This window comes from Clostridium paridis (genome assembly GCF_016765615.1).
GTDB classification, from domain to species: Bacteria; Bacillota; Clostridia; order Clostridiales; family Clostridiaceae; genus Clostridium_T; species Clostridium_T paridis.
Genome location: NZ_JAESWA010000017.1, coordinates 349,055 through 367,965, shown reverse-complemented (window position 1 = coordinate 367,965; position 18,911 = coordinate 349,055). Strand labels below are relative to the sequence as shown.

The 18,911-nt window shown below is 30.8% G+C and carries 19 protein-coding genes; all 19 read left to right on the top strand.

Translation table 11 applies throughout. From position 1 onward, the window contains the following. The first annotated feature begins 46 nt into the window (after nt 1-46). The 19 genes from JK634_RS04935 to aspS all read left to right on the top strand — a co-directional run bounded on the left by JK634_RS04935 (nt 47) and on the right by aspS (nt 18,894). On the top strand, nt 47-643 hold the full coding sequence (locus tag JK634_RS04935; RefSeq protein WP_202766508.1) for a hypothetical protein: 597 nt from the start codon (nt 47-49) through the stop codon (nt 641-643). A 122-nt stretch (nt 644-765) separates the two neighbouring features. Further along, nucleotides 766-1,359, top strand: coding sequence for a Holliday junction branch migration protein RuvA (gene ruvA / locus JK634_RS04930; RefSeq protein ID WP_202766507.1), 594 nt, complete (start codon nt 766-768; stop codon nt 1,357-1,359). 10 nt (nt 1,360-1,369) lie between these two features. After that, nucleotides 1,370-2,401, top strand: a complete 1,032-nt coding sequence (ruvB, locus tag JK634_RS04925; RefSeq protein WP_202766506.1) for a Holliday junction branch migration DNA helicase RuvB — start codon at nt 1,370-1,372, stop codon at nt 2,399-2,401. Nucleotides 2,402-2,418: 17 nt separating this feature from the next. Continuing rightward, nucleotides 2,419-3,444, top strand: coding sequence for a tRNA preQ1(34) S-adenosylmethionine ribosyltransferase-isomerase QueA (gene queA / locus JK634_RS04920; RefSeq protein WP_202766505.1), 1,026 nt, complete (start codon nt 2,419-2,421; stop codon nt 3,442-3,444). Nucleotides 3,445-3,464: 20 nt separating this feature from the next. Continuing rightward, complete coding sequence (tgt, locus tag JK634_RS04915) at nt 3,465-4,604, top strand: tRNA guanosine(34) transglycosylase Tgt (RefSeq protein ID WP_202766504.1); 1,140 nt, start codon at nt 3,465-3,467, stop codon at nt 4,602-4,604. Nucleotides 4,605-4,619: 15 nt separating this feature from the next. Beyond that, entirely contained in the window at nt 4,620-4,898 is a 279-nt protein-coding gene (yajC, locus tag JK634_RS04910; RefSeq protein ID WP_202766503.1) for a preprotein translocase subunit YajC, read from the top strand. A 146-nt stretch (nt 4,899-5,044) separates the two neighbouring features. Further along, complete coding sequence (locus tag JK634_RS04905) at nt 5,045-5,410, top strand: TIGR04086 family membrane protein (protein WP_202766502.1); 366 nt, start codon at nt 5,045-5,047, stop codon at nt 5,408-5,410. 70 nt (nt 5,411-5,480) lie between these two features. Further along, entirely contained in the window at nt 5,481-5,618 is a 138-nt protein-coding gene (gene scfA, locus JK634_RS04900; RefSeq protein ID WP_202766501.1) for a six-cysteine ranthipeptide SCIFF, read from the top strand. A gap of 60 nt (nt 5,619-5,678) precedes the next feature. Continuing rightward, on the top strand, nt 5,679-7,043 hold the full coding sequence (gene scfB / locus JK634_RS04895) for a thioether cross-link-forming SCIFF peptide maturase (RefSeq protein WP_202766500.1): 1,365 nt from the start codon (nt 5,679-5,681) through the stop codon (nt 7,041-7,043). 91 nt (nt 7,044-7,134) lie between these two features. Continuing rightward, a complete protein-coding gene (gene secD, locus JK634_RS04890; protein WP_202766499.1) occupies nt 7,135-8,391 on the top strand; it encodes a protein translocase subunit SecD in 1,257 nt (418 codons plus the stop codon). 4 nt (nt 8,392-8,395) lie between these two features. Further along, nucleotides 8,396-9,274, top strand: a complete 879-nt coding sequence (gene secF / locus JK634_RS04885) for a protein translocase subunit SecF (protein ID WP_202766498.1) — start codon at nt 8,396-8,398, stop codon at nt 9,272-9,274. A gap of 348 nt (nt 9,275-9,622) precedes the next feature. Continuing rightward, a complete protein-coding gene (locus JK634_RS04880; RefSeq protein WP_202766497.1) occupies nt 9,623-10,489 on the top strand; it encodes a DHH family phosphoesterase in 867 nt (288 codons plus the stop codon). Between the two features lie 26 nt (nt 10,490-10,515). Beyond that, nucleotides 10,516-11,034 carry an adenine phosphoribosyltransferase gene (locus JK634_RS04875; protein WP_202766496.1) on the top strand — a complete coding sequence of 173 codons (519 nt, stop codon included), beginning with the start codon at nt 10,516-10,518 and terminating at the stop codon, nt 11,032-11,034. Between the two features lie 106 nt (nt 11,035-11,140). Then, entirely contained in the window at nt 11,141-13,315 is a 2,175-nt protein-coding gene (locus JK634_RS04870; RefSeq protein WP_202766495.1) for a RelA/SpoT family protein, read from the top strand. A gap of 14 nt (nt 13,316-13,329) precedes the next feature. Next, complete coding sequence (dtd, locus tag JK634_RS04865; RefSeq protein ID WP_202766494.1) at nt 13,330-13,779, top strand: D-aminoacyl-tRNA deacylase; 450 nt, start codon at nt 13,330-13,332, stop codon at nt 13,777-13,779. Nucleotides 13,780-13,789: 10 nt separating this feature from the next. After that, nucleotides 13,790-14,392 carry an MBL fold metallo-hydrolase gene (locus JK634_RS04860; protein ID WP_202766493.1) on the top strand — a complete coding sequence of 201 codons (603 nt, stop codon included), beginning with the start codon at nt 13,790-13,792 and terminating at the stop codon, nt 14,390-14,392. A gap of 10 nt (nt 14,393-14,402) precedes the next feature. Beyond that, entirely contained in the window at nt 14,403-15,830 is a 1,428-nt protein-coding gene (locus JK634_RS04855; protein ID WP_202766612.1) for a coproporphyrinogen III oxidase, read from the top strand. Between the two features lie 13 nt (nt 15,831-15,843). Next, nucleotides 15,844-17,094, top strand: coding sequence for a histidine--tRNA ligase (hisS, locus tag JK634_RS04850; RefSeq protein ID WP_202766492.1), 1,251 nt, complete (start codon nt 15,844-15,846; stop codon nt 17,092-17,094). A 15-nt stretch (nt 17,095-17,109) separates the two neighbouring features. Then, on the top strand, nt 17,110-18,894 hold the full coding sequence (gene aspS / locus JK634_RS04845) for an aspartate--tRNA ligase (RefSeq protein WP_202766491.1): 1,785 nt from the start codon (nt 17,110-17,112) through the stop codon (nt 18,892-18,894). Nucleotides 18,895-18,911: the final 17 nt, after the last annotated feature.

Here is an 18,911-nt window from a genome sequence, read left to right as displayed (position 1 = left end):
AATAAGTTAGAAAAATATGGACATAATCGCTAATAGAGGTGAGATTATGTTTAATAAGAAAAAAATTATTCCATTAGTGGTAACAGCAATTATATTTTTAATAGGGGTTTTTGTTATTAGTTATACTATTGCTTCAAAATATATAGAAATTACAAATGCAGCAGAAAAAGAAAAGATTGATAATAAAAAACTTGCAGATGCTAGAAATAATATTTTAGGCGATGATGTTGAAATAATATTAAAGAATAAAGATAAAGTTGAAGAATCGCTTACATTAAAAGAATACAAGAGTAAAAATAATATAGAAGGTGACTTGAATAGAGAAGCATTGCTTCAAGATCTTAAGAAAGATAACTATACTCTAGAAACCGAGAAAGATGAACAAATGGTTTTTAATAAGATAAGTGAATCAAAGCTTACGCCTAACAAGTATTATTTAGGAGAAAAGGATGGATATTTTGCAATTTACAAGGCAGATGCAAATGGAAATCCTACCATTGAAGATGAGAAACAAGATGTGTTTAGAGATTACAAAAAAGTATCACAATTAAATGAACTAGATAGGAATAAGATTACAAGCTTTGTATTTTCTTTTAGTACAAAAGATGAAGCTGAAGAAAAATTAAGTGAATTTATTTCATAATAAGTAAAAAGGGAAAACCATTAATAAGGTTTTCCTATTTTTATTAATAAAGGAATTTCATAATTGAAAAACCTCATAATAAATGCTAAAGTATAATTTAGGTTTATATTGAGGTGATTATAATGTATGAATACATAAAAGGAATTTATAAGGGTTTTAATAAAGAATACATAATTATTGATAATGGCGGTATAGGATATAAGGTATATACATCAGGAACAACTATTGCAAAGCTTCCTAAAATTGAGGATGAAGTATTAATATATATTCAACAAATTGTAAGGGAAGATTTTATTGGATTATATGGTTTTATAACTAGGGAAGAATTAGAAATGTTTAATATCTTACTAACTATAAATGGAGTAGGTGCTAAGGCTGCATTATCACTACTTTCAATCAGCTCAGTTAATAATTTGAAATATGCTATTATGACAGAGGATGAAAAGCATATTGTTAGAGCTCCTGGAATTGGGAAAAAAACGGCTCAAAGAATTATCTTGGAACTTAAGGATAAGTTGAAACCAGACGAGTTAATTGAAAGAGAAGCAGAAATCTCAATAAATGATGATTATGCTAATAATATTAATGAAGCACTTACTGCATTAGTTGCTTTAGGGTATAGTGAAAAAGAAGCAAAAGGAGCAATATCTTTAGTAAATAAGGAACAAACAATTGAAAATATTATTAAAGATTGTTTAAGAAATCTAATGAGATAGGGGGATTACTATGGAGGATAGGATTATTACTACATCTAAAATGGAAGAAGATGTTCAATCAGAGTATAGTTTGAGACCCCAAAGGATTAGCGAATATATAGGACAAGAAAAAGTTAAGGAAAAAATGAATATTTTCATAAAGGCTGCTAAAAAAAGAAGGGAGTCTTTAGACCACGTTCTTTTATATGGCCCTCCAGGGCTAGGTAAAACAACACTTGCTAATATAATTGCTAAAGAAATGGGTGGAGAATTAAAGATAACTTCAGGCCCTGCCATTGAAAGAGCAGGAGATTTAGCGGCAATACTAACATCATTAAATGAATATGATGTTTTATTTATTGATGAAATACATAGATTAAATAGAAGTGTTGAAGAAATACTTTATCCTGCTATGGAAGATTATGCACTGGATATTGTAATAGGTAAAGGAGCAGCAGCTAAGTCAATAAGACTTGATTTGCCTAAGTTTACATTATTAGGTGCCACAACAAGGATTGGTATGCTTTCAGCTCCATTAAGAGATAGATTTGGAGTTTTAGCAGCAATGGAGTATTATACCAATGAGGAACTAAAGGAGATTGTAATTAGAAGTGCTGATATTCTAGGATGTAATATAGATTATGACGCTGCTTTTGAAATAGCTCGACGTTCAAGAGGAACACCTAGAATTGCAAATAGATTACTGAAAAGAGTAAGAGATTTTTCTGAAGTTAAGGAACATAACATAATTAATCTTCAAGATGCAAAGGATGCTCTAGAACTTTTAGAAGTTGACGGAGAAGGTTTTGATAGAGTGGATAATAAGATATTAGAAGCCATAATAGATAACTTTAATGGAGGTCCAGTTGGAATTGAAACCCTATCTTATTTCGTTGGAGAAGAATTAGGCACTATTGAGGATGTTTATGAACCATATTTGTTACAAAGAGGATTTATAATTAGAACTCCAAGAGGTAGAATGGCAACAGATAAAAGTTATAAACATTTAGGAAGAAAAAAGATTAATAATGCAATAGACAATCAAACAAAATTTTTTGACTAGAGAAGGTGTAGTTATAGATGAAAGTAGAAGATTTTAAATTTGATCTACCTGAGGAGTTGATTGCTCAACATCCTCTTGAAGATAGAACAAGTTCAAGACTTATGGTTTTAGGTAAAAATAGTGATGATTTAAAGCATAAACATTTTTATGATGTTATTGAATATTTTGAGCCTGGCGATACATTGGTTTTAAACAATACAAGAGTTATTCCAGCTAGGTTAATAGGTGAAAAAGAAGAAACTGGTGGTAAAATAGAACTTCTATTACTTAAAAGAGTTGGAGATGATCTATGGGAATGTTTATCAAAGCCAGGTAAAAAAGCAAAACCAAAAGCTAGATTTTCCTTTGGTGAAGGTAAATTACTAGGTGAGATACAAGAGGTCTTAGATAATGGTAATAGAATAGTAAAGTTTTTTTATGACGGTTTATTCGAAAATGTTTTGGATGAACTTGGTCAGATGCCACTACCACCATATATACATGAAACGCTTCAAGATAAAGAAAGATATCAGACAGTTTATTCAAAAGAAAAAGGTTCTGCTGCAGCTCCAACTGCAGGACTACATTTTACTCAAGATCTTTTAGAACAAATTAAAAGTAAAGGTGTAAATATAGTTTATTTAACTCTTCATGTTGGGCTAGGAACTTTTAGACCGGTAAAGGTTGAAAATATTGAAGAACATGATATGCATTCGGAATTTTATATGATTTCAAAAGAAACTGCAGATATAATAAATGAAACAAAAAAAAGAGGCAATAAGGTTATAGCAGTTGGAACAACATCTACAAGAACCCTAGAGACTATCGGGGATGAAAATGGTATGGTAAAGGAAGCTTCAGGCTGGACTAATATATTTATATATCCAGGATATAAATATAGAGTTATTGATGCATTAATTACTAATTTCCACTTGCCAGAATCAACGTTAATTATGCTGGTTTCAGCTCTTGCAGGACAGGAAAAAGTTCTAAATGCATATAAGGAAGCTGTAAAAGAAAAATATAGATTCTTCTCCTTTGGAGACGCAATGCTTATTATATAATTTTGAAGGGAGAAAAGTTTGTGGTTAAAAGATATACTTTATTAAAAAAAGACGGAAAAGCAAGAAGAGGTAGATTTGAAACCCCTCATGGAGTAATTGAAACTCCAGTATTTATGAATGTAGGTACATTAGCTGCAATTAAAGGTGCGGTTTCTTCAATGGACTTAAAGGAAATAGGGTGTCAAGTGGAGTTATCTAATACATACCATTTGCATTTAAGACCTAGTGATAAAGTGGTTAAACAATTGGGTGGTTTACATAAGTTCATGAACTGGGATAGACCAATATTAACAGACTCAGGCGGATTTCAAGTTTTTTCACTAGCATCTATGAGAAAGATAAAAGAAGAAGGCGTTTATTTTAACTCTCACTTAGATGGAAGAAAAATATTTATGGGTCCAGAAGAAAGTATGCAGATTCAAAGTAATTTAGCATCTACAATAGCTATGGCTTTTGATGAATGTGTTGAAAATCCAGCACCTAGAGAATATGTTGAAAAATCAGTTGAGCGTACTACCAGGTGGCTTCAAAGATGTAAAGCTGAAATGGATAGACTTAACTCACTTGATGATACTATAAATAAAGAACAAATGCTTTTCGGTATAAATCAAGGTGGAGTTTATGATGATATCAGAATAGAGCATGCAAAAACTATCAGTAAAATGGATTTAGATGGATATGCAATCGGTGGTCTTGCAGTAGGAGAAACTCATGAAGAAATGTATAGAATCATAGATGCAGTTGTGCCACATCTTCCAGAAGATAAACCAATATATTTAATGGGAGTTGGCCTTCCAAGTAACATCTTAGAAGCTGTTGAAAGAGGTGTAGACTTCTTTGATTGCGTATTGCCAGCAAGAAATGGAAGACATGGCCATGTATTTACTGAATACGGTAAGATCAACTTAATGAATGCTAAATTTGAATTAGATGAAAAACCAATAGATGAAGGTTGTGAGTGCCCAACTTGTAAGAATTATACAAGAGCATATATTAGACATTTATTTAAGGCTAAAGAAATGTTAGCCATGAGATTATGTGTTCTACATAATTTATATTTCTACAATAAATTAATGGAAGAGATAAGGGCGGCAATCGATGGAAATTACTTTGCAGAGTTTAAAAAGGAAAAATTAGAAAAATGGGGCGGAAGAGCTTAGGAGAGGAGAGTTAATATGCCAGGTGGTTTAATGCAGATATTGACATTAGTTATAATTTGCGTTGCATTTTATGGATTCTTACTATTGCCAGAAAGAAAAAGAAGAAAAAGTTATAATGAAATGTTAGATTCACTTAAAGTAGGTGATAGAGTTATGACTAGAGGTGGAATAATAGGAAACATAACTCAATTAGATGAAGAAACATTAATTTTGGAGATAGAGCCAGATGGAATTAAGATAACAATTGCAAAACAAGGAATATCAACAAGAATAAATCAAGAAACTGAAATGTAATAACTATGCCCCCTATGTTCATATATTTATAGTGAATAAGGGTTTATATGTGAAACAAAAATAAATTTCTTGAAATCATGAGAAGCTGTTTTTAAGAATTAAAATATTGATGTTGAACTAAACCCTAAATAGAAGGGGGTGTGGTAATGAATTTAGAGGTTGTAAAAAATTCAGGCAGGGGACTTATAAGGGCATTGTTATTAACCATATTTCTACTTATGGTACTTGCTTTGACTATGAACTTCTTGGATTTATCTCAAAAAAATTTATATGTTACTTACATAATAATTACATGTGTAAGTATAGTCTTTGGCGGAGTATACGGAGCTAGAAAAAATCAGTCAAAAGGATGGCTAGTGGGACTTTTTGTTGCAATACTATATTATATTTTTATAGGAGTAGTATCTGCGATAGCTAAAGGAAAAGTAGAATTTGTATCTTTTGACGTATATAGACTATTTTTTGCCATGGCAATAGGTATATTATCTGGCATGCTTGGAATAAATATATAAAAATTCTTTATAATGCAATTAAAATGTGTTATAATCAACTAGTAATTGTATCGGAATGGAGGCGTACGACGTGAAACATATTAAAACAATTAATAGTTCAAACTTAAAGAATAGCTTATGCAAACCAGGCTGTAAGGAATGTGCAAATTCATGCCAATCAGCATGTAAGACTTCTTGTACAGTTGCTAACTTAGCTTGTGAAAACTAATAAAACAAAGTAGGTGGCAGTAACTTAGTTACTGCCATATTTCAGTAAGGAGGAAAAAAATTGAGTTTGATTCATAAATTTACTCAAGATGGTGAATATTATTTAATAGATGTTAATTCAGGTAGTCTTCATATTATAGACAAGCTGATTTACGATTTATTAATTGATGTAGATAAATTAGCCCCAGTAGATGAGGTTATAGCGAAATTCCAGGGGGTATATTCTGAAGAAGATATAAGAGAGGCATATGAAGACTTGGAAGAATTAGTTAAAGAAGAGCTTCTTTATACTAAGGATTACTATGAAGATATTGCTTTAAAAGATGACCAAGATGACTATATAAAAGCGCTATGTTTAAATGTAGTTCATGATTGTAACTTAAAATGTAAATATTGCTTTGCTGAAGAAGGTGAATATAAAGGACATAGAAAACCTATGAGTCCTGAAATTGGTAAGAAGGCAATTGATTTTGTTATTAAGAAATCTGGACCAAGAAAAAATATAGAAGTAGACTTATTTGGCGGTGAGCCACTTATGGTATTTGATGCAATAAAAGAAATTGTGGATTATGCCAGAGAACAAGAGAAAATATTTAATAAAAATATCAGATTTACTATGACTACAAACGCTACTTTATTAAATGATGAAATTATGGAATATTTGGATAAAAATATGGGGAACATAATATTATCAATTGATGGTAGAGAAGAAGTTAATGATGCAGTAAGAATAAGAAAAGATGGATCAGGAAGTTATTCAAGAATATTGCCAAAGATAAAAGAAATGGTAGATAGAAGAGACAAGTCAAAACAATATTATGTAAGGGGAACCTTTACTAGAAATAATACTGACTTCTTTAATGATGTTATGTCACTTGTAAATGAAGGGTTTAGAGAAATTTCTGTTGAGCCAGTAGTTTTACCTGATGATAATTTACTTTCATTAAGAAGAGAAGACTTACCTAAGATATTTGATCAATACGATCTTTTATATAAAGAGATGCTTAGAAGACACAATGAAGGAGATTCATTTAAATTCTATCACTTTAATATAGATTTAAATGGAGGACCTTGTGTATATAAAAGAATCTCTGGATGTGGTGCAGGATTTGAATATGTGGCTATTACACCTGATGGAGAAGTTTATCCATGTCATCAATTCGTAGGAAACAAAGATTTCTTACTAGGAAATATAGATGATGGAGATTTAGATACTAAGCTGGCATCAGAATTTAAAAAAGCAAACATATATAGAAAACCTGTATGTAAAAATTGTTGGGCTAGATTCTATTGCAGCGGAGGTTGTCAAGCAAATAACTTTAATTTCAATGGAGACATACATGTTCCTTATGAAATTGGTTGTGAGATGCAAAAGAAGAGAATTGAATGTGCTATAGCATTAAAAGCAATGACTTCAAAAGTTTAAATGGGATTTATTGACATGAAGCTCTCTATAGAAATATAATTATATTATGTATAATACGACGGTATTATGAAAAAAACTGAGGGGGAGAAAAATGAAAACAAAAGGTAGAAGTACAATATTATTTATATTGCTTGTTGGTTTTATATTTTTATTTACCTATATAGGATTTTTTGGTGCGAAAATTTTTGGTTGGGAATATAAAAGTTTTGATAAAGCTATAACTAAAGGCTTGGATTTACAGGGTGGAGTTTCCGTATTAATGGAAATGCAAGAAGATAAGGTTTCTACTGATGATAGAGATAAGACAAAAGAAATGTTATCCTTAAGAGTTAATAAGGTTGGAGTATCTGAAACAGTTGTTACAACTGAAGGGGAAAAGAGAATCAGAATAGATATTCCAGGACAATATGATTCTAAGACAATAGTTGATAGTTTGAATAAGACAGGAGAGTTAAAATTTATAGCTCCAAACCAATCAAAAGATGTAATCCTTACAGGTAAAGACGTAAAAAAAGCTACAGTATATACAGATCAACAAAATGCAAATCAACCTGTAATTGGGCTAGAGCTTAATGAAGATGGAAAACAAAAGTTTGCGGAAGCAACACAAAAATACTTAGGTCAACAAATATCTATTTATATGGATGACCAATTATTAACAAGTCCAACAGTTCAAAGTGTTATTTCTAATGGTGAAGCTCAAATTACTGGTAATAAAAGCTTCGAGGAAGCTAAAAAAACAGCAGGTATTATAAATGCTGGAGCACTTCCAGTGCCAGTTAAAGTAGCATCAGTAAAGACTGTTGGGGCACAATTAGGAGCTACAGCACTACCTAACGCAATAAAAGCAGCCTTTATTGGATTTGCATTAGTATTTCTACTAATGGTTTTATATTATAGAGTTCCAGGGTTCTTAGCATGTATAGCATTGATATTATATGCATCATTGGTTTTAACATGTTTCGCAGGGCTTAATGCGACCTTAACCTTGCCGGGAATAGCAGGTTTCTTGTTAACGGTAGGTATGGCAGTTGATGCTAATGTACTTATATTTGAAAGAATAAGAGAAGAGCTTAAAAAGGGTAAATCTATAAAGAGTTCAATTAATGAAGGTTTTAAACATGCTATGTCATCAATAATTGACTCAAACATAACTACATCAATAGCAGCACTAGTACTATACTTCTTAGGATCTGGAGCTGTAAAAGGCTTTGCTACTACACTATTAATCGGTATTATAGTATCTATGTTTACAGCTATATTTGTAACAAGAGCATTAGTTAACCTTGCAGCAAATATGGGTCTTTTAAGTAAACTATGGTGCTTCAGAGTTAAGAGGGGGGAGTAGTAGTATGCTTAAGATAATTGAAAAAACTAAAATTTGGTTTACAATGTCATTAATAATAATGTTAATTGGTGCAGGTTTCATGATATATAGAGGTGGACTTAACCTAGGGTTAGACTTTAAAGGTGGTACACAAGTAGATATTAAAATGCCTAAGGATTTCAACAAAGGTGATGTAGATACAATAGTTAAAAAATATGCCGAAGATGCTGTTACAAATACAGTTTCTGAAACTGTAGATGGTTCAGCTAACGAGGTTCAAATAGAGATAAAATCTAAAAGTTTAGACTCAACTAAAGTTTCTGACATGTTTAAAGAGTTATCAGAAAAGTATTCTTTAAAACAAGATGCTCTTGTTTCACATGATGAAATAGGACCTTCAATTGGAAATGAACTTACAAGTAGTGCTATAAAAGCGTTAGCAGTTGCAGTTGTTGCGATGTTGATTTATATAGCAATTAGATTTGAATTTAAATTTGGAATAGCAGCAATAATTGCTTTGTTCCATGATATTTTAATAACTTTATCAATATATGCAATTTTTAATATCCCTGTTAATTCACCATTTATTGCAGCTATTCTAACAATTATAGGATACTCTATAAATGATACTATAGTAATATTTGATAGAATTAGAGAAAATCAAAGGAGCATGAGAAGAAATACTCCAATTGAAATTGCTGATCATAGTTTAACTCAAACATTTACTAGATCGCTTAATACTACATTAACTACATTATTAACTACTACCGCAGTTAATATATTTGTACCATCTGTTAGAGAATTTGCATTTCCTCTAGTAGTAGGTATGGCATGTGGAGCATATTCTTCAATATTTATAGCTAGCCCAGTTTGGGTAATGTTAAAAAACAGAACTTCAAAATAAAATTTTAGAGTGTAAAATTCCATGAGTATTTTATAATTAAAGTTTATTTATAGTTAAATGTAATTATATTATAAGAATTAGAAAGATGGATTACTCTTATAATATTTAGCTAGGGTGGTGAAATGTATTTTGATGCTATCTACTAAAATATGCATTCAAAGTACTTTTTATCCATCCTTATTTATTTTTTGACAAATATTACGAATAATATATATATAGAAGTTACAATTAACACTTTATTTACCCATATTATTTAGGGGTATCTTTAAATTTTATAAAAATATTTGTAAAAACTCGTAATATAATTTATAATATAGTTGTTTTCTATGAATACGGAGGAATTTTAAAATGAGCAAGCAGTGGGAGAAGATATACCGCCCAAACTATATATCTGGTTATAATCCTTTTATAATTAAAAATATGAATAGAGCCATTGAAAGAGTGGTTGATGCAATAAATTCACGTAAAAAGATACTTGTATATGGTTTATGCGACGTTGACGGTATATGTGCATTATCTTCACTAATTCTTTTATTGAAATATTTAAATGCAGACGTAGAGTATATCATAGAAGATTATTCACATAAGAATCACTTGATTCAAGAAGCGGATATCAAAAATAGAATTCACTTTTTGGGAGCGGATCTTCTTATTACTGTAGGTTGTAGATTTAAAGGCAATAGGGAAGTTGAACTTAGTAAAGCATTAGGAATAGAAACAATAATAATGGAAAATTCTAAGACTGATGGTATACATAATACAATTTATATAAATCCAAATCAAACAGGATGTTCATACAGATACAAAAATTTATCAAATTCAGCATTAACATTTAAATTGATGCAAGCTATTGGAATATATTATAATATGAATAGTATTAATAGATATTTGGATTTGATTTTTCTAGGTAGTGTATTTAAGAAATGTGAAAAGCAAGGTGAGAACAAAGTATTCTTGAGTGAAGGGTTTAATTATTTAAGAGAAACAAATAACTATGGACTTAGAGCCATATTAGAGTATCTTAAAATTGAGTCCATTAAGGATGAGGATATAGATGGTATAATAAATTTACTTACGCCAGTTAATAATTCAGTTAGTGTAATGGATACAGCAAAAATAATTGTTGAATTACTTACAACATCTGATATGGATAGGGCAGAACAAATTGTTAAATACTTAAATTTTGAAAGAAAAAAAACAAATATTTTTATATAAGAAAATCTCATAGGGGGAATTTAATAATGGATTTAAAAGAAAAAGTAAGGATAATTGATAATTTTCCTAAGGAAGGAATTAGTTTTAAGGATATAACTACTCTAATTGAAGATGGAGAAAGTTTTAAGTATGCTATCAATGAAATTGTAGATTATATAAAAGACAAAAATATAGATTTAATTGTTGGACCAGAGGCAAGAGGTTTTATTTTTGGAGTACCAGTTGCATATGCATTAGGAATTGGATTTATTCCTGTTAGAAAGCCTGGAAAGCTTCCATGGGATACAGTAAAGGTAGAATATGATTTAGAGTATGGAAAAGATGCTCTAGAAATTCATAAAGACTCAATTAAGCCAGGTCAAAGAGTAGCTATTGTTGATGATTTACTAGCTACAGGTGGTACAATTGCAGCAGTTGCTAAGTTAGTAGAACAAGCAGGTGGAGAAGTTGTTACTTTAAACTTTTTAATAGAATTAGAAGAATTAAGAGGTAGAGATAAACTAAAAGGATATGATATTCAAAGCCTTTTAAAATATGATGTGTAATTTTCTTGAAAAACAAAATTCAATATTATATAATTATAGATAAATATGGCTGGTATATATACCAGCCTTTAAATTTAATTCTATTTTTTAGAGGAGAGTAATCCATATGCTAACGGATTTATTGGAGAAAATAAGTTTAAATTGCAATAATATAGATCTAGAACTAGTTAAAAAAGCGTATAATCTTGCATCAGAAGCCCATTCTAAGCAAAAGAGAGAATCTGGTGAACCATATATTATTCATCCATTAGATGTGGCTTCTATTCTTGCTGAGTTAGGTATGGATACTAATACAATAGTAGCTGGATTACTTCATGATGTCATTGAGGATACTGAATATAATTATTCAGACTTAGAGAGAATGTTTAATAAGGAAGTTGCGGATCTAGTTGAGGGCGTTACTAAGCTCGGTAAAATTAAATATAAGTCAAAAGAAGAACAACAAGCTGACAATGTAAGAAAAATGCTACTAGCGATGGCAAATGATATTAGAGTTATTATAATTAAGCTTGCAGATAGACTTCATAATATGAGAACGCTTAAATTTATGCCTGAGGAGAAACAAAAAGAAAAAGCTAAGGAAACATTAGATATTTATGCACCACTTGCTCATAGATTAGGTATTTCTAAAATAAAATGGGAACTTGAAGATCTTTCTTTTAGATATTTACATCAACAAGAGTACTATGACTTGGTTAATCAAATCGCAGAAAAAAGAAAAGAAAGGGAAGCATATATTTCTCAAATAATGGATGAGATTGAGCAGAAACTTTCTAGTTCAGGAATTGATTCTGATATTGATGGAAGACCCAAACATTTTTATAGCATCTATAGAAAGATGGTTAATAAGAATAAGAATATAGAACAAATATTTGACTTAACTGCTATAAGAATCTTAGTTAATTCAGTTAAAGATTGTTATGCAGCATTAGGAATAGTACATACGATTTATAAACCAATACCAGGCAGATTTAAAGACTACATAGCTATGCCCAAACCTAATATGTATCAATCATTGCATACAACAGTAATTGGGCACTTAGGAAAGACTTTCGAGATACAAATTAGAACATTTGAGATGCATAAAACAGCTGAATATGGTATAGCTGCCCATTGGAAGTATAAAGAAGGAGAAGCATCAAAAGGGGATAGTTTTGAACAAAAATTATCTTGGCTTAGAGATATGCTTGAGTGGGGAAAAGAGACCTCAGATGCTCAAGAATTTATGGAAGGCTTTAAAATTGATTTGTTTTCAGATGAAATCTTTGTTTTTACCCCTAAAGGAGTAGTTATTAATTTACCTGCAAATGCAACTCCAATTGATTTTGCTTATAAAATACATACGGATGTTGGAAACAGATGCGTTGGGGCAAAAGTAAATGGGAAAATGGTACCACTTGACTACAATTTGAAAACGGGACAAATAGTTGAGATCATGACCAGTTCTGCTCCAAAAGGACCTAATATAGATTGGCTTGGTATGGTAAAAAGTAATCAAGCTAAGAGTAAAATAAAACAATGGTTTAAAAGAGCACAAAGAGACGATAATGTTCTAAAAGGAAAAGAATTAATTGAAAGAGAAGCAAAAAAGCAATCTTTAGTATTTTCTGAACTTGCAAAAGGCGAGTTATTTGAAAGATTACTTAAGAGATATAATTTACACTCACAAGAAGATATATATGCAGCAGTTGGTAATGGTATTATGTCAGCTTCAGTTGTATTTGCAAGATTAAAGGAAGAAGAACATGATGAAAAAAATATTTTAGAAAATATAAATAAAAATATTGAGGATAATTCAAATAGAACTGAAAAAGTTCATGCAAATGACAAGGCTTATGGCGTAACTGTTAAGGGACTAAGCAATCTCATGATTAGGTTTGCAAGATGCTGTAATCCTGTTCCTGGTGATGATATCATTGGATATATAACAAAAGGTAGGGGAGTTTCAGTTCATAGAAAAGACTGTTCTAATGTTCTTGAATTAAAGGACAGTGAAGAAACTAGAATAGTGGAAGTGAGTTGGGGAACATCAAAAGGTAAATCATATACTGCTGAAATTCAAGTTGAAGCTGAAGATAGAATGGGAATTTTAGCAGAAGTAATGATAATTCTAAGTGAATCTAAGATAAAAGTAAATGCAGTAAATGCTAAATCATTAAAAGGAAATCTATCCTTGGTTAATATTAAGGTAAGTATAGACAGTATAGATCAACTAAAAGATTTAATGAGGAAAATTAGAAAACTAAAAGGTGTTCTAGACGTATATAGAATGAATAATTAAAGGGTGTTAAGTAAATGAGAGCTGTAGTACAAAGAGTTAAAAGAAGTAGTGTTAAGGTTGATGGAAAAATAATTGGAGAAATAGGTGTAGGTCTAAACGTATTAATTGGTATTACAAAAGGTGATACTGACGAAGATATTAAATACATTAGAGATAAGGTTGTCAACTTAAGAATATTTTCAGATAGTGATGATAAAATGAATCTTTCTTTAAAGGATGTTGAAGGAGAAATACTAATAATATCACAATTTACCTTATATGGAGATTGTAGAAAAGGCAGAAGACCAAGCTTTATAAATGCACTTGGAGGAGAAGAAGCTATTGGCATTTATGAAAAAGTTATTGAGGCCTTTAAAGAAGAAGGTGTAAGAGTTGAAACTGGAGAATTCGGAGCAGATATGGAAGTTGAGATAATCAATGATGGTCCAGTAACTCTTCTATTAGAAAGTAAAAAGGATTTTTAGGAGGAAGTTTATGATAATTAAAACTATCCCGGTAGGAGATATACAAGAAAATTGTTATTTGGTTATGGATGAAGAAACAAAGGAAGCATTTGTTGTGGATCCAGGGGATCAGGGTGATTATTTAGTAAATATAATTAGTAAACTTGGAGCTAAATTAAAGTTTATATTATTAACCCATGGTCACTTTGACCACGTAGGCGCTGTTTCTGAACTGAAAAATACTTTTAAAGTTCCTCATTATATTAATGAAGAAGAGAAGAAGTATATGCAAGGTACATCCTATGTATTCGGAAAAATTCCAGAAGCGGATAGATACTTAAATGATGGTGAAGAGATAGATTTTTCGGGACATAAAATTAAGTGTTTACATACACCAGGCCATAGTGCAGGAGGAATGTGTTTCCTTTTAAATGGTGAACATCTTTTTGCAGGAGATACTTTATTTTACCTAAGCGTAGGAAGATCAGATTTTGAAGGTGGAGATATGGATACATTAGTAGACAGCATTAGGACAAAATTGTTTGTACTAAATGATAATACAATAGTTTATCCAGGGCACGGACCTAAGACTTCTATTATGACTGAAAAAAGAGGAAACCCTTTTGCTAGATAAAGGAGAGAAAATGATACTAAATATAACACTATCAGATGAAAATTTAAGATATGACGTATATCAAATGTTCAATATATTTTTCCCTTTAGAGGATATTAAAATAAATAGAGCAGATGATTTTGATTATAAGATTACAATTAAAGATTCATTACTTATTATAGAGAATAAAGAAGTGCTTAGAGAGGTTTCTTTGGAAGAAGATGGGAAGGAATCTGTTAAAAGAGAGCTATTTAAATTATTAAGTGAATTAACTAAGGATTATTATCCTTGGGGTACTTTAATAGGAATAAGACCAAGTAAAATAGCGCTTTCTTTATTGAATGAAGGAAAATCAAAAGAAGAAATACGTGAATATTTTAAAAATAAATATCTAACATCTAAGGAAAAAAGTGATCTATGCATTGAAATTGCAGAGAGAGAAAAAGGATTTGTGGATGTTAAAAAAGAAAAAATAAGTATTTATATTGGGATGGCTTTTTGTCCAACTAGGTGTTTATATTGTTCATTTGCGTCTAACCCAATAGCTGGAGCTAAGAAACAAGTTGAACCATATATTTCAGCATTAAAAAAAGAAATTGATGCTATGAGTAAATACATTTCTAGTAAGCAGTTAGAAGTTAATACGGTATATTTTGGTGGTGGAACGCCTACGTCAGTTGACAATGAAGAATTTGAAGGATTAATGGCTGAAATTTATAATAATTTAATTGAGCCTTTTAACCCGATTGAATATACTGTGGAATGCGGAAGACCTGATTCAATAACAAAAGAAAAGCTAGAGACTATGAAAAGATATAGAGTTGATAGAATTAGTATTAATCCGCAATCAATGAATGATGTTACACTTAAGAATATAGGTAGAGGCCATACAAAGGAACAGGTTATTAATAAGTTTAACTTGGCGAGAAGTTTGGGCTTTGATAATATTAATATGGATATAATAGTAGGTCTGCCAGGTGAAGGCATTGATGAAATAAATAATACCTTTATAGATATACTTAAGTTGAAACCAGAATCCCTAACTGTTCATGGAATGTCAATTAAAAGAGCTTCCAGGTTACATGAAGAACTTATATTAGGGAAAAAGCTATATAGACCTGCTCAAGATGAGTTAAATAGAATGTATGAAAAAACTAGAGAATTAGCAATGGATTTAAAAATGGAACCTTATTATATGTATAGACAAAAGAATATGGTAGGAAATATGGAGAATGTAGGATATTCTTTGAGTAATAAGGAATGCATATATAATATGCTAATGATTGAAGATACAGAAACCATAATAGCAATTGGTGCAGATGCCGTATCAAAAGTAGTTTTTCATGATGAAAATAGGATTGAAAGATTCGGTAACGTCAAAGATGTTAAAGAATATGTAAATAGAATTGATGAAATGATTCAAGGGAAAATAGATTTATTAGATACTTTGTATGAATAAGGGAGGAAGGTTAATGGATAAAATTCAAGCTCCAAAAGGGACAAAAGATATGCTTCCTAAGGATGCATATAAGTGGCAATATGTAGAAAATAAATTTAGAGAGCTTTCAAAAGAATATGGAATAAGAGAAATTAGGACTCCTATATTTGAGCACACTGAACTTTTTAAAAGGGGAGTTGGAGAAACTACAGATGTTGTTCAAAAGGAAATGTATACATTTTTAGATAAAGGTGAAAGAAGTATAACTTTAAAACCAGAGGGTACTGCCCCTTCTGTTAGAGCATTTATTGAAAATTCATTATTTAATGATGCACAACCTACAAAGTTATATTATTTTACTCCTTGTTTTAGATATGAAAAAATGCAAAAGGGAAGACTTAGACAATTTAACCAATTTGGTATTGAAATATTTGGTTCAAAGGAAGCGTCTATTGATGCAGAAGTCATTTCCTTAGCAATGAGAGCATTAGATGAATTTGGAATAGAGGGATTAACTCTAAATATAAATAGTTTAGGTTGCCCAGATTGTAGAGCAAAATATAACAAGGCATTAATGGATTTCTTAAAAGAAAATTATGATAATCTTTGTGATACTTGTAAAAGTAGATATGAGAAAAATCCAATGAGAATACTGGATTGTAAAGAAAAAAGTTGTAAAGAAATTACTAAAAATGCACCAGTTATTTTAGATTATATTTGTGAAGATTGTAGTAATCACTTTGAGGAAGTAAAAACTTATTTAAATGCTATGGATATTAATTTTGAGATAGATCCTAAAATAGTTAGAGGACTAGATTATTACACTAGAACAGTTTTTGAAATAATAAATAAAGATATAACTGTATGCGGTGGTGGAAGATATGATGGTCTTATATCGGAAATAGGTGGTCCTGAGACACCTGCAGTTGGATTTGGATTAGGACTAGAAAGATTATTACTTACTCTTGAGGAAGAAGGAATAGAGATTCCAGAACCAAATACAATTGATCTATTTATTGGTTCAATGGGAGATTTAGCTAGAGTCAAAGCCTTTGCGCTTACTTACAAGCTAAGAAAACTTGGAATTAAGAGTGACTGTGATCACATGAAGAAAAGTGTAAAGGCTCAAATGAAGTATGCAAATAAAATAGGAGCAGCTTTTACTTTAATATTAGGTGATGATGAAATTGTAAATGGTACAGGTAAAATCAAAAGAATGTCTGATGGAGAAACATTTGATATAAAATTAGATTCATTAGAAGAAATAGTAAGTTTAGTTAAGTAATTAGGAGGAAGAAAAATGGGTGAAGCCTTAAATTCATGGAAAAGAACCATAATGTGTGGAGAGTTAAGAGAAGAGCACATAGGACAAAAAGTAACTGTAATGGGATGGGTTCAAAGAAATAGAAACTTAGGGGGACTTGAGTTTGTAGATCTTAGGGATAGAACAGGAATTTTACAGGTAGTATTTGGAGAAGTAATAAACAAAGAAGCATTCGAAAAAGCTAATAAAGTTAGACCTGAATATTGTATAGCAATAAAAGGTGAAATTATAAGAAGAGAAGCTCCAAATAATGCAATGGCAACTGGGATGGTTGAATTAAAGGGAGAAGAAATAAAAATTCTTTCAGAATCAGAAACACCTCCTATATATATTAAAGATAATTTAGATGCAGCTGAAAATATCAGACTTAAGTATAGATACTTGGACTTAAGAAGAAGTGATATGCAAAAAATACTTATGATTAGAAGTAAAACAGCGAAAGCAGTTAGAGATTATCTTGTGAACAGTGAGTTCTTAGAAATTGAAACTCCAATGCTTACAAAAAGTACACCAGAAGGAGCAAGAGACTATTTAGTTCCTTCAAGAAATTATCCAGGAATGTTTTATGCATTACCTCAATCACCACAACTATTTAAGCAACTTTTAATGGTTTCTGGATTTGATAAGTACTTCCAAATTGTTAAATGTTTTAGAGATGAAGACTTAAGAGCAAACAGACAGCCAGAATTTACACAAATAGACTTAGAAATGAGTTTCGTTGAACAAGATGATGTTATGGAACTTAATGAAGGGTTAATTAAGCATGTATTCAAGGAAGTTGGAAATATTGATGTTAAGCTTCCAATAAGAAGAATGCCATATAAAGAAGCTATGGAGAAATATGGTTCAGATAAACCAGACTTAAGATTTGGTATGGAAATAAGAGATCTATCCGAAACAGTAAAAAATGCTGAGTTTAAAGTTTTCCAAGATGCTTTAGAAAATGGTGGATCAGTTAGGGCTATATGTCTTAAAGATGGAGCAAACATGGGAAGAAAGGATATAGATAGATTAGGTGAATTTGTTAAGACATTTAAAGCTAAAGGTCTTGCTTGGATCCAATTAAAGGAAGAAGAAATAAAATCTCCAATATCTAAATTCTTAAAAGAAGATGAATTGAAAAATATTATAGATGTGATGTCAGCTGAAACTGGCGATATGATACTTATAGTTGCAGATAAAAATTCTGTAGTATTCCAGTCTTTAGGTCAATTAAGATTAGAATTAGCTAAAAAATATGACCTAATAAAGGATAAAAATGAATTTAATTTCTGTTGGATTACGGAATTCCCACTTTTAGAATATGATGAAGAAGAAGGAAGATATTTTGCAGCTCATCACCCATTTACATGTCCAATGGATGAAGATTTAGAATATCTAGAATCTGATCCAGGAAGAGTTAGAGCTAAAGCATATGACTTAGTACTTAATGGTGAAGAGCTAGGTGGAGGTTCTATAAGAATACATGATACTAAGCTTCAAGAAAGAATGTTTGGAGTTTTAGGATTTACACAAGAAAGTGCATGGGAAAGATTTGGATTCTTATTAGAAGCCTTTAAGTTTGGACCACCTCCACATGGTGGATTGGCATTTGGTTTTGATAGAATGATTATGTTCTTAGCAGGAACAGATAATATAAAAGATGTTATTGCATTCCCTAAGAATCAAAATGCATTCTGCCCAATGACAGAAGCTCCTAATGTAGCAGACGAAAAACAACTTGTGGAATTAGGAATTTCATTAAATAAAGAAGATAAATAATTAAGTGGTATATGGCC

Coding starts and splice junctions, on each gene's coding strand:
- hisS (WP_202766492.1), top strand. CDS start 15,844: ATGGATAAAATTCAAGCTCCAAAAGGGACAAAAGATATGCTTCCTAAG.
- secD (WP_202766499.1), top strand. CDS start 7,135: ATGAAAACAAAAGGTAGAAGTACAATATTATTTATATTGCTTGTTGGT.
- JK634_RS04880 (WP_202766497.1), top strand. CDS start 9,623: ATGAGCAAGCAGTGGGAGAAGATATACCGCCCAAACTATATATCTGGT.
- dtd (WP_202766494.1), top strand. CDS start 13,330: ATGAGAGCTGTAGTACAAAGAGTTAAAAGAAGTAGTGTTAAGGTTGAT.
- ruvB (WP_202766506.1), top strand. CDS start 1,370: ATGGAGGATAGGATTATTACTACATCTAAAATGGAAGAAGATGTTCAA.
- ruvA (WP_202766507.1), top strand. CDS start 766: ATGTATGAATACATAAAAGGAATTTATAAGGGTTTTAATAAAGAATAC.
- yajC (WP_202766503.1), top strand. CDS start 4,620: ATGCCAGGTGGTTTAATGCAGATATTGACATTAGTTATAATTTGCGTT.
- JK634_RS04905 (WP_202766502.1), top strand. CDS start 5,045: ATGAATTTAGAGGTTGTAAAAAATTCAGGCAGGGGACTTATAAGGGCA.
- queA (WP_202766505.1), top strand. CDS start 2,419: ATGAAAGTAGAAGATTTTAAATTTGATCTACCTGAGGAGTTGATTGCT.
- JK634_RS04860 (WP_202766493.1), top strand. CDS start 13,790: ATGATAATTAAAACTATCCCGGTAGGAGATATACAAGAAAATTGTTAT.
- JK634_RS04875 (WP_202766496.1), top strand. CDS start 10,516: ATGGATTTAAAAGAAAAAGTAAGGATAATTGATAATTTTCCTAAGGAA.
- JK634_RS04855 (WP_202766612.1), top strand. CDS start 14,403: ATGATACTAAATATAACACTATCAGATGAAAATTTAAGATATGACGTA.
- JK634_RS04870 (WP_202766495.1), top strand. CDS start 11,141: ATGCTAACGGATTTATTGGAGAAAATAAGTTTAAATTGCAATAATATA.
- aspS (WP_202766491.1), top strand. CDS start 17,110: ATGGGTGAAGCCTTAAATTCATGGAAAAGAACCATAATGTGTGGAGAG.
- secF (WP_202766498.1), top strand. CDS start 8,396: ATGCTTAAGATAATTGAAAAAACTAAAATTTGGTTTACAATGTCATTA.
- JK634_RS04935 (WP_202766508.1), top strand. CDS start 47: ATGTTTAATAAGAAAAAAATTATTCCATTAGTGGTAACAGCAATTATA.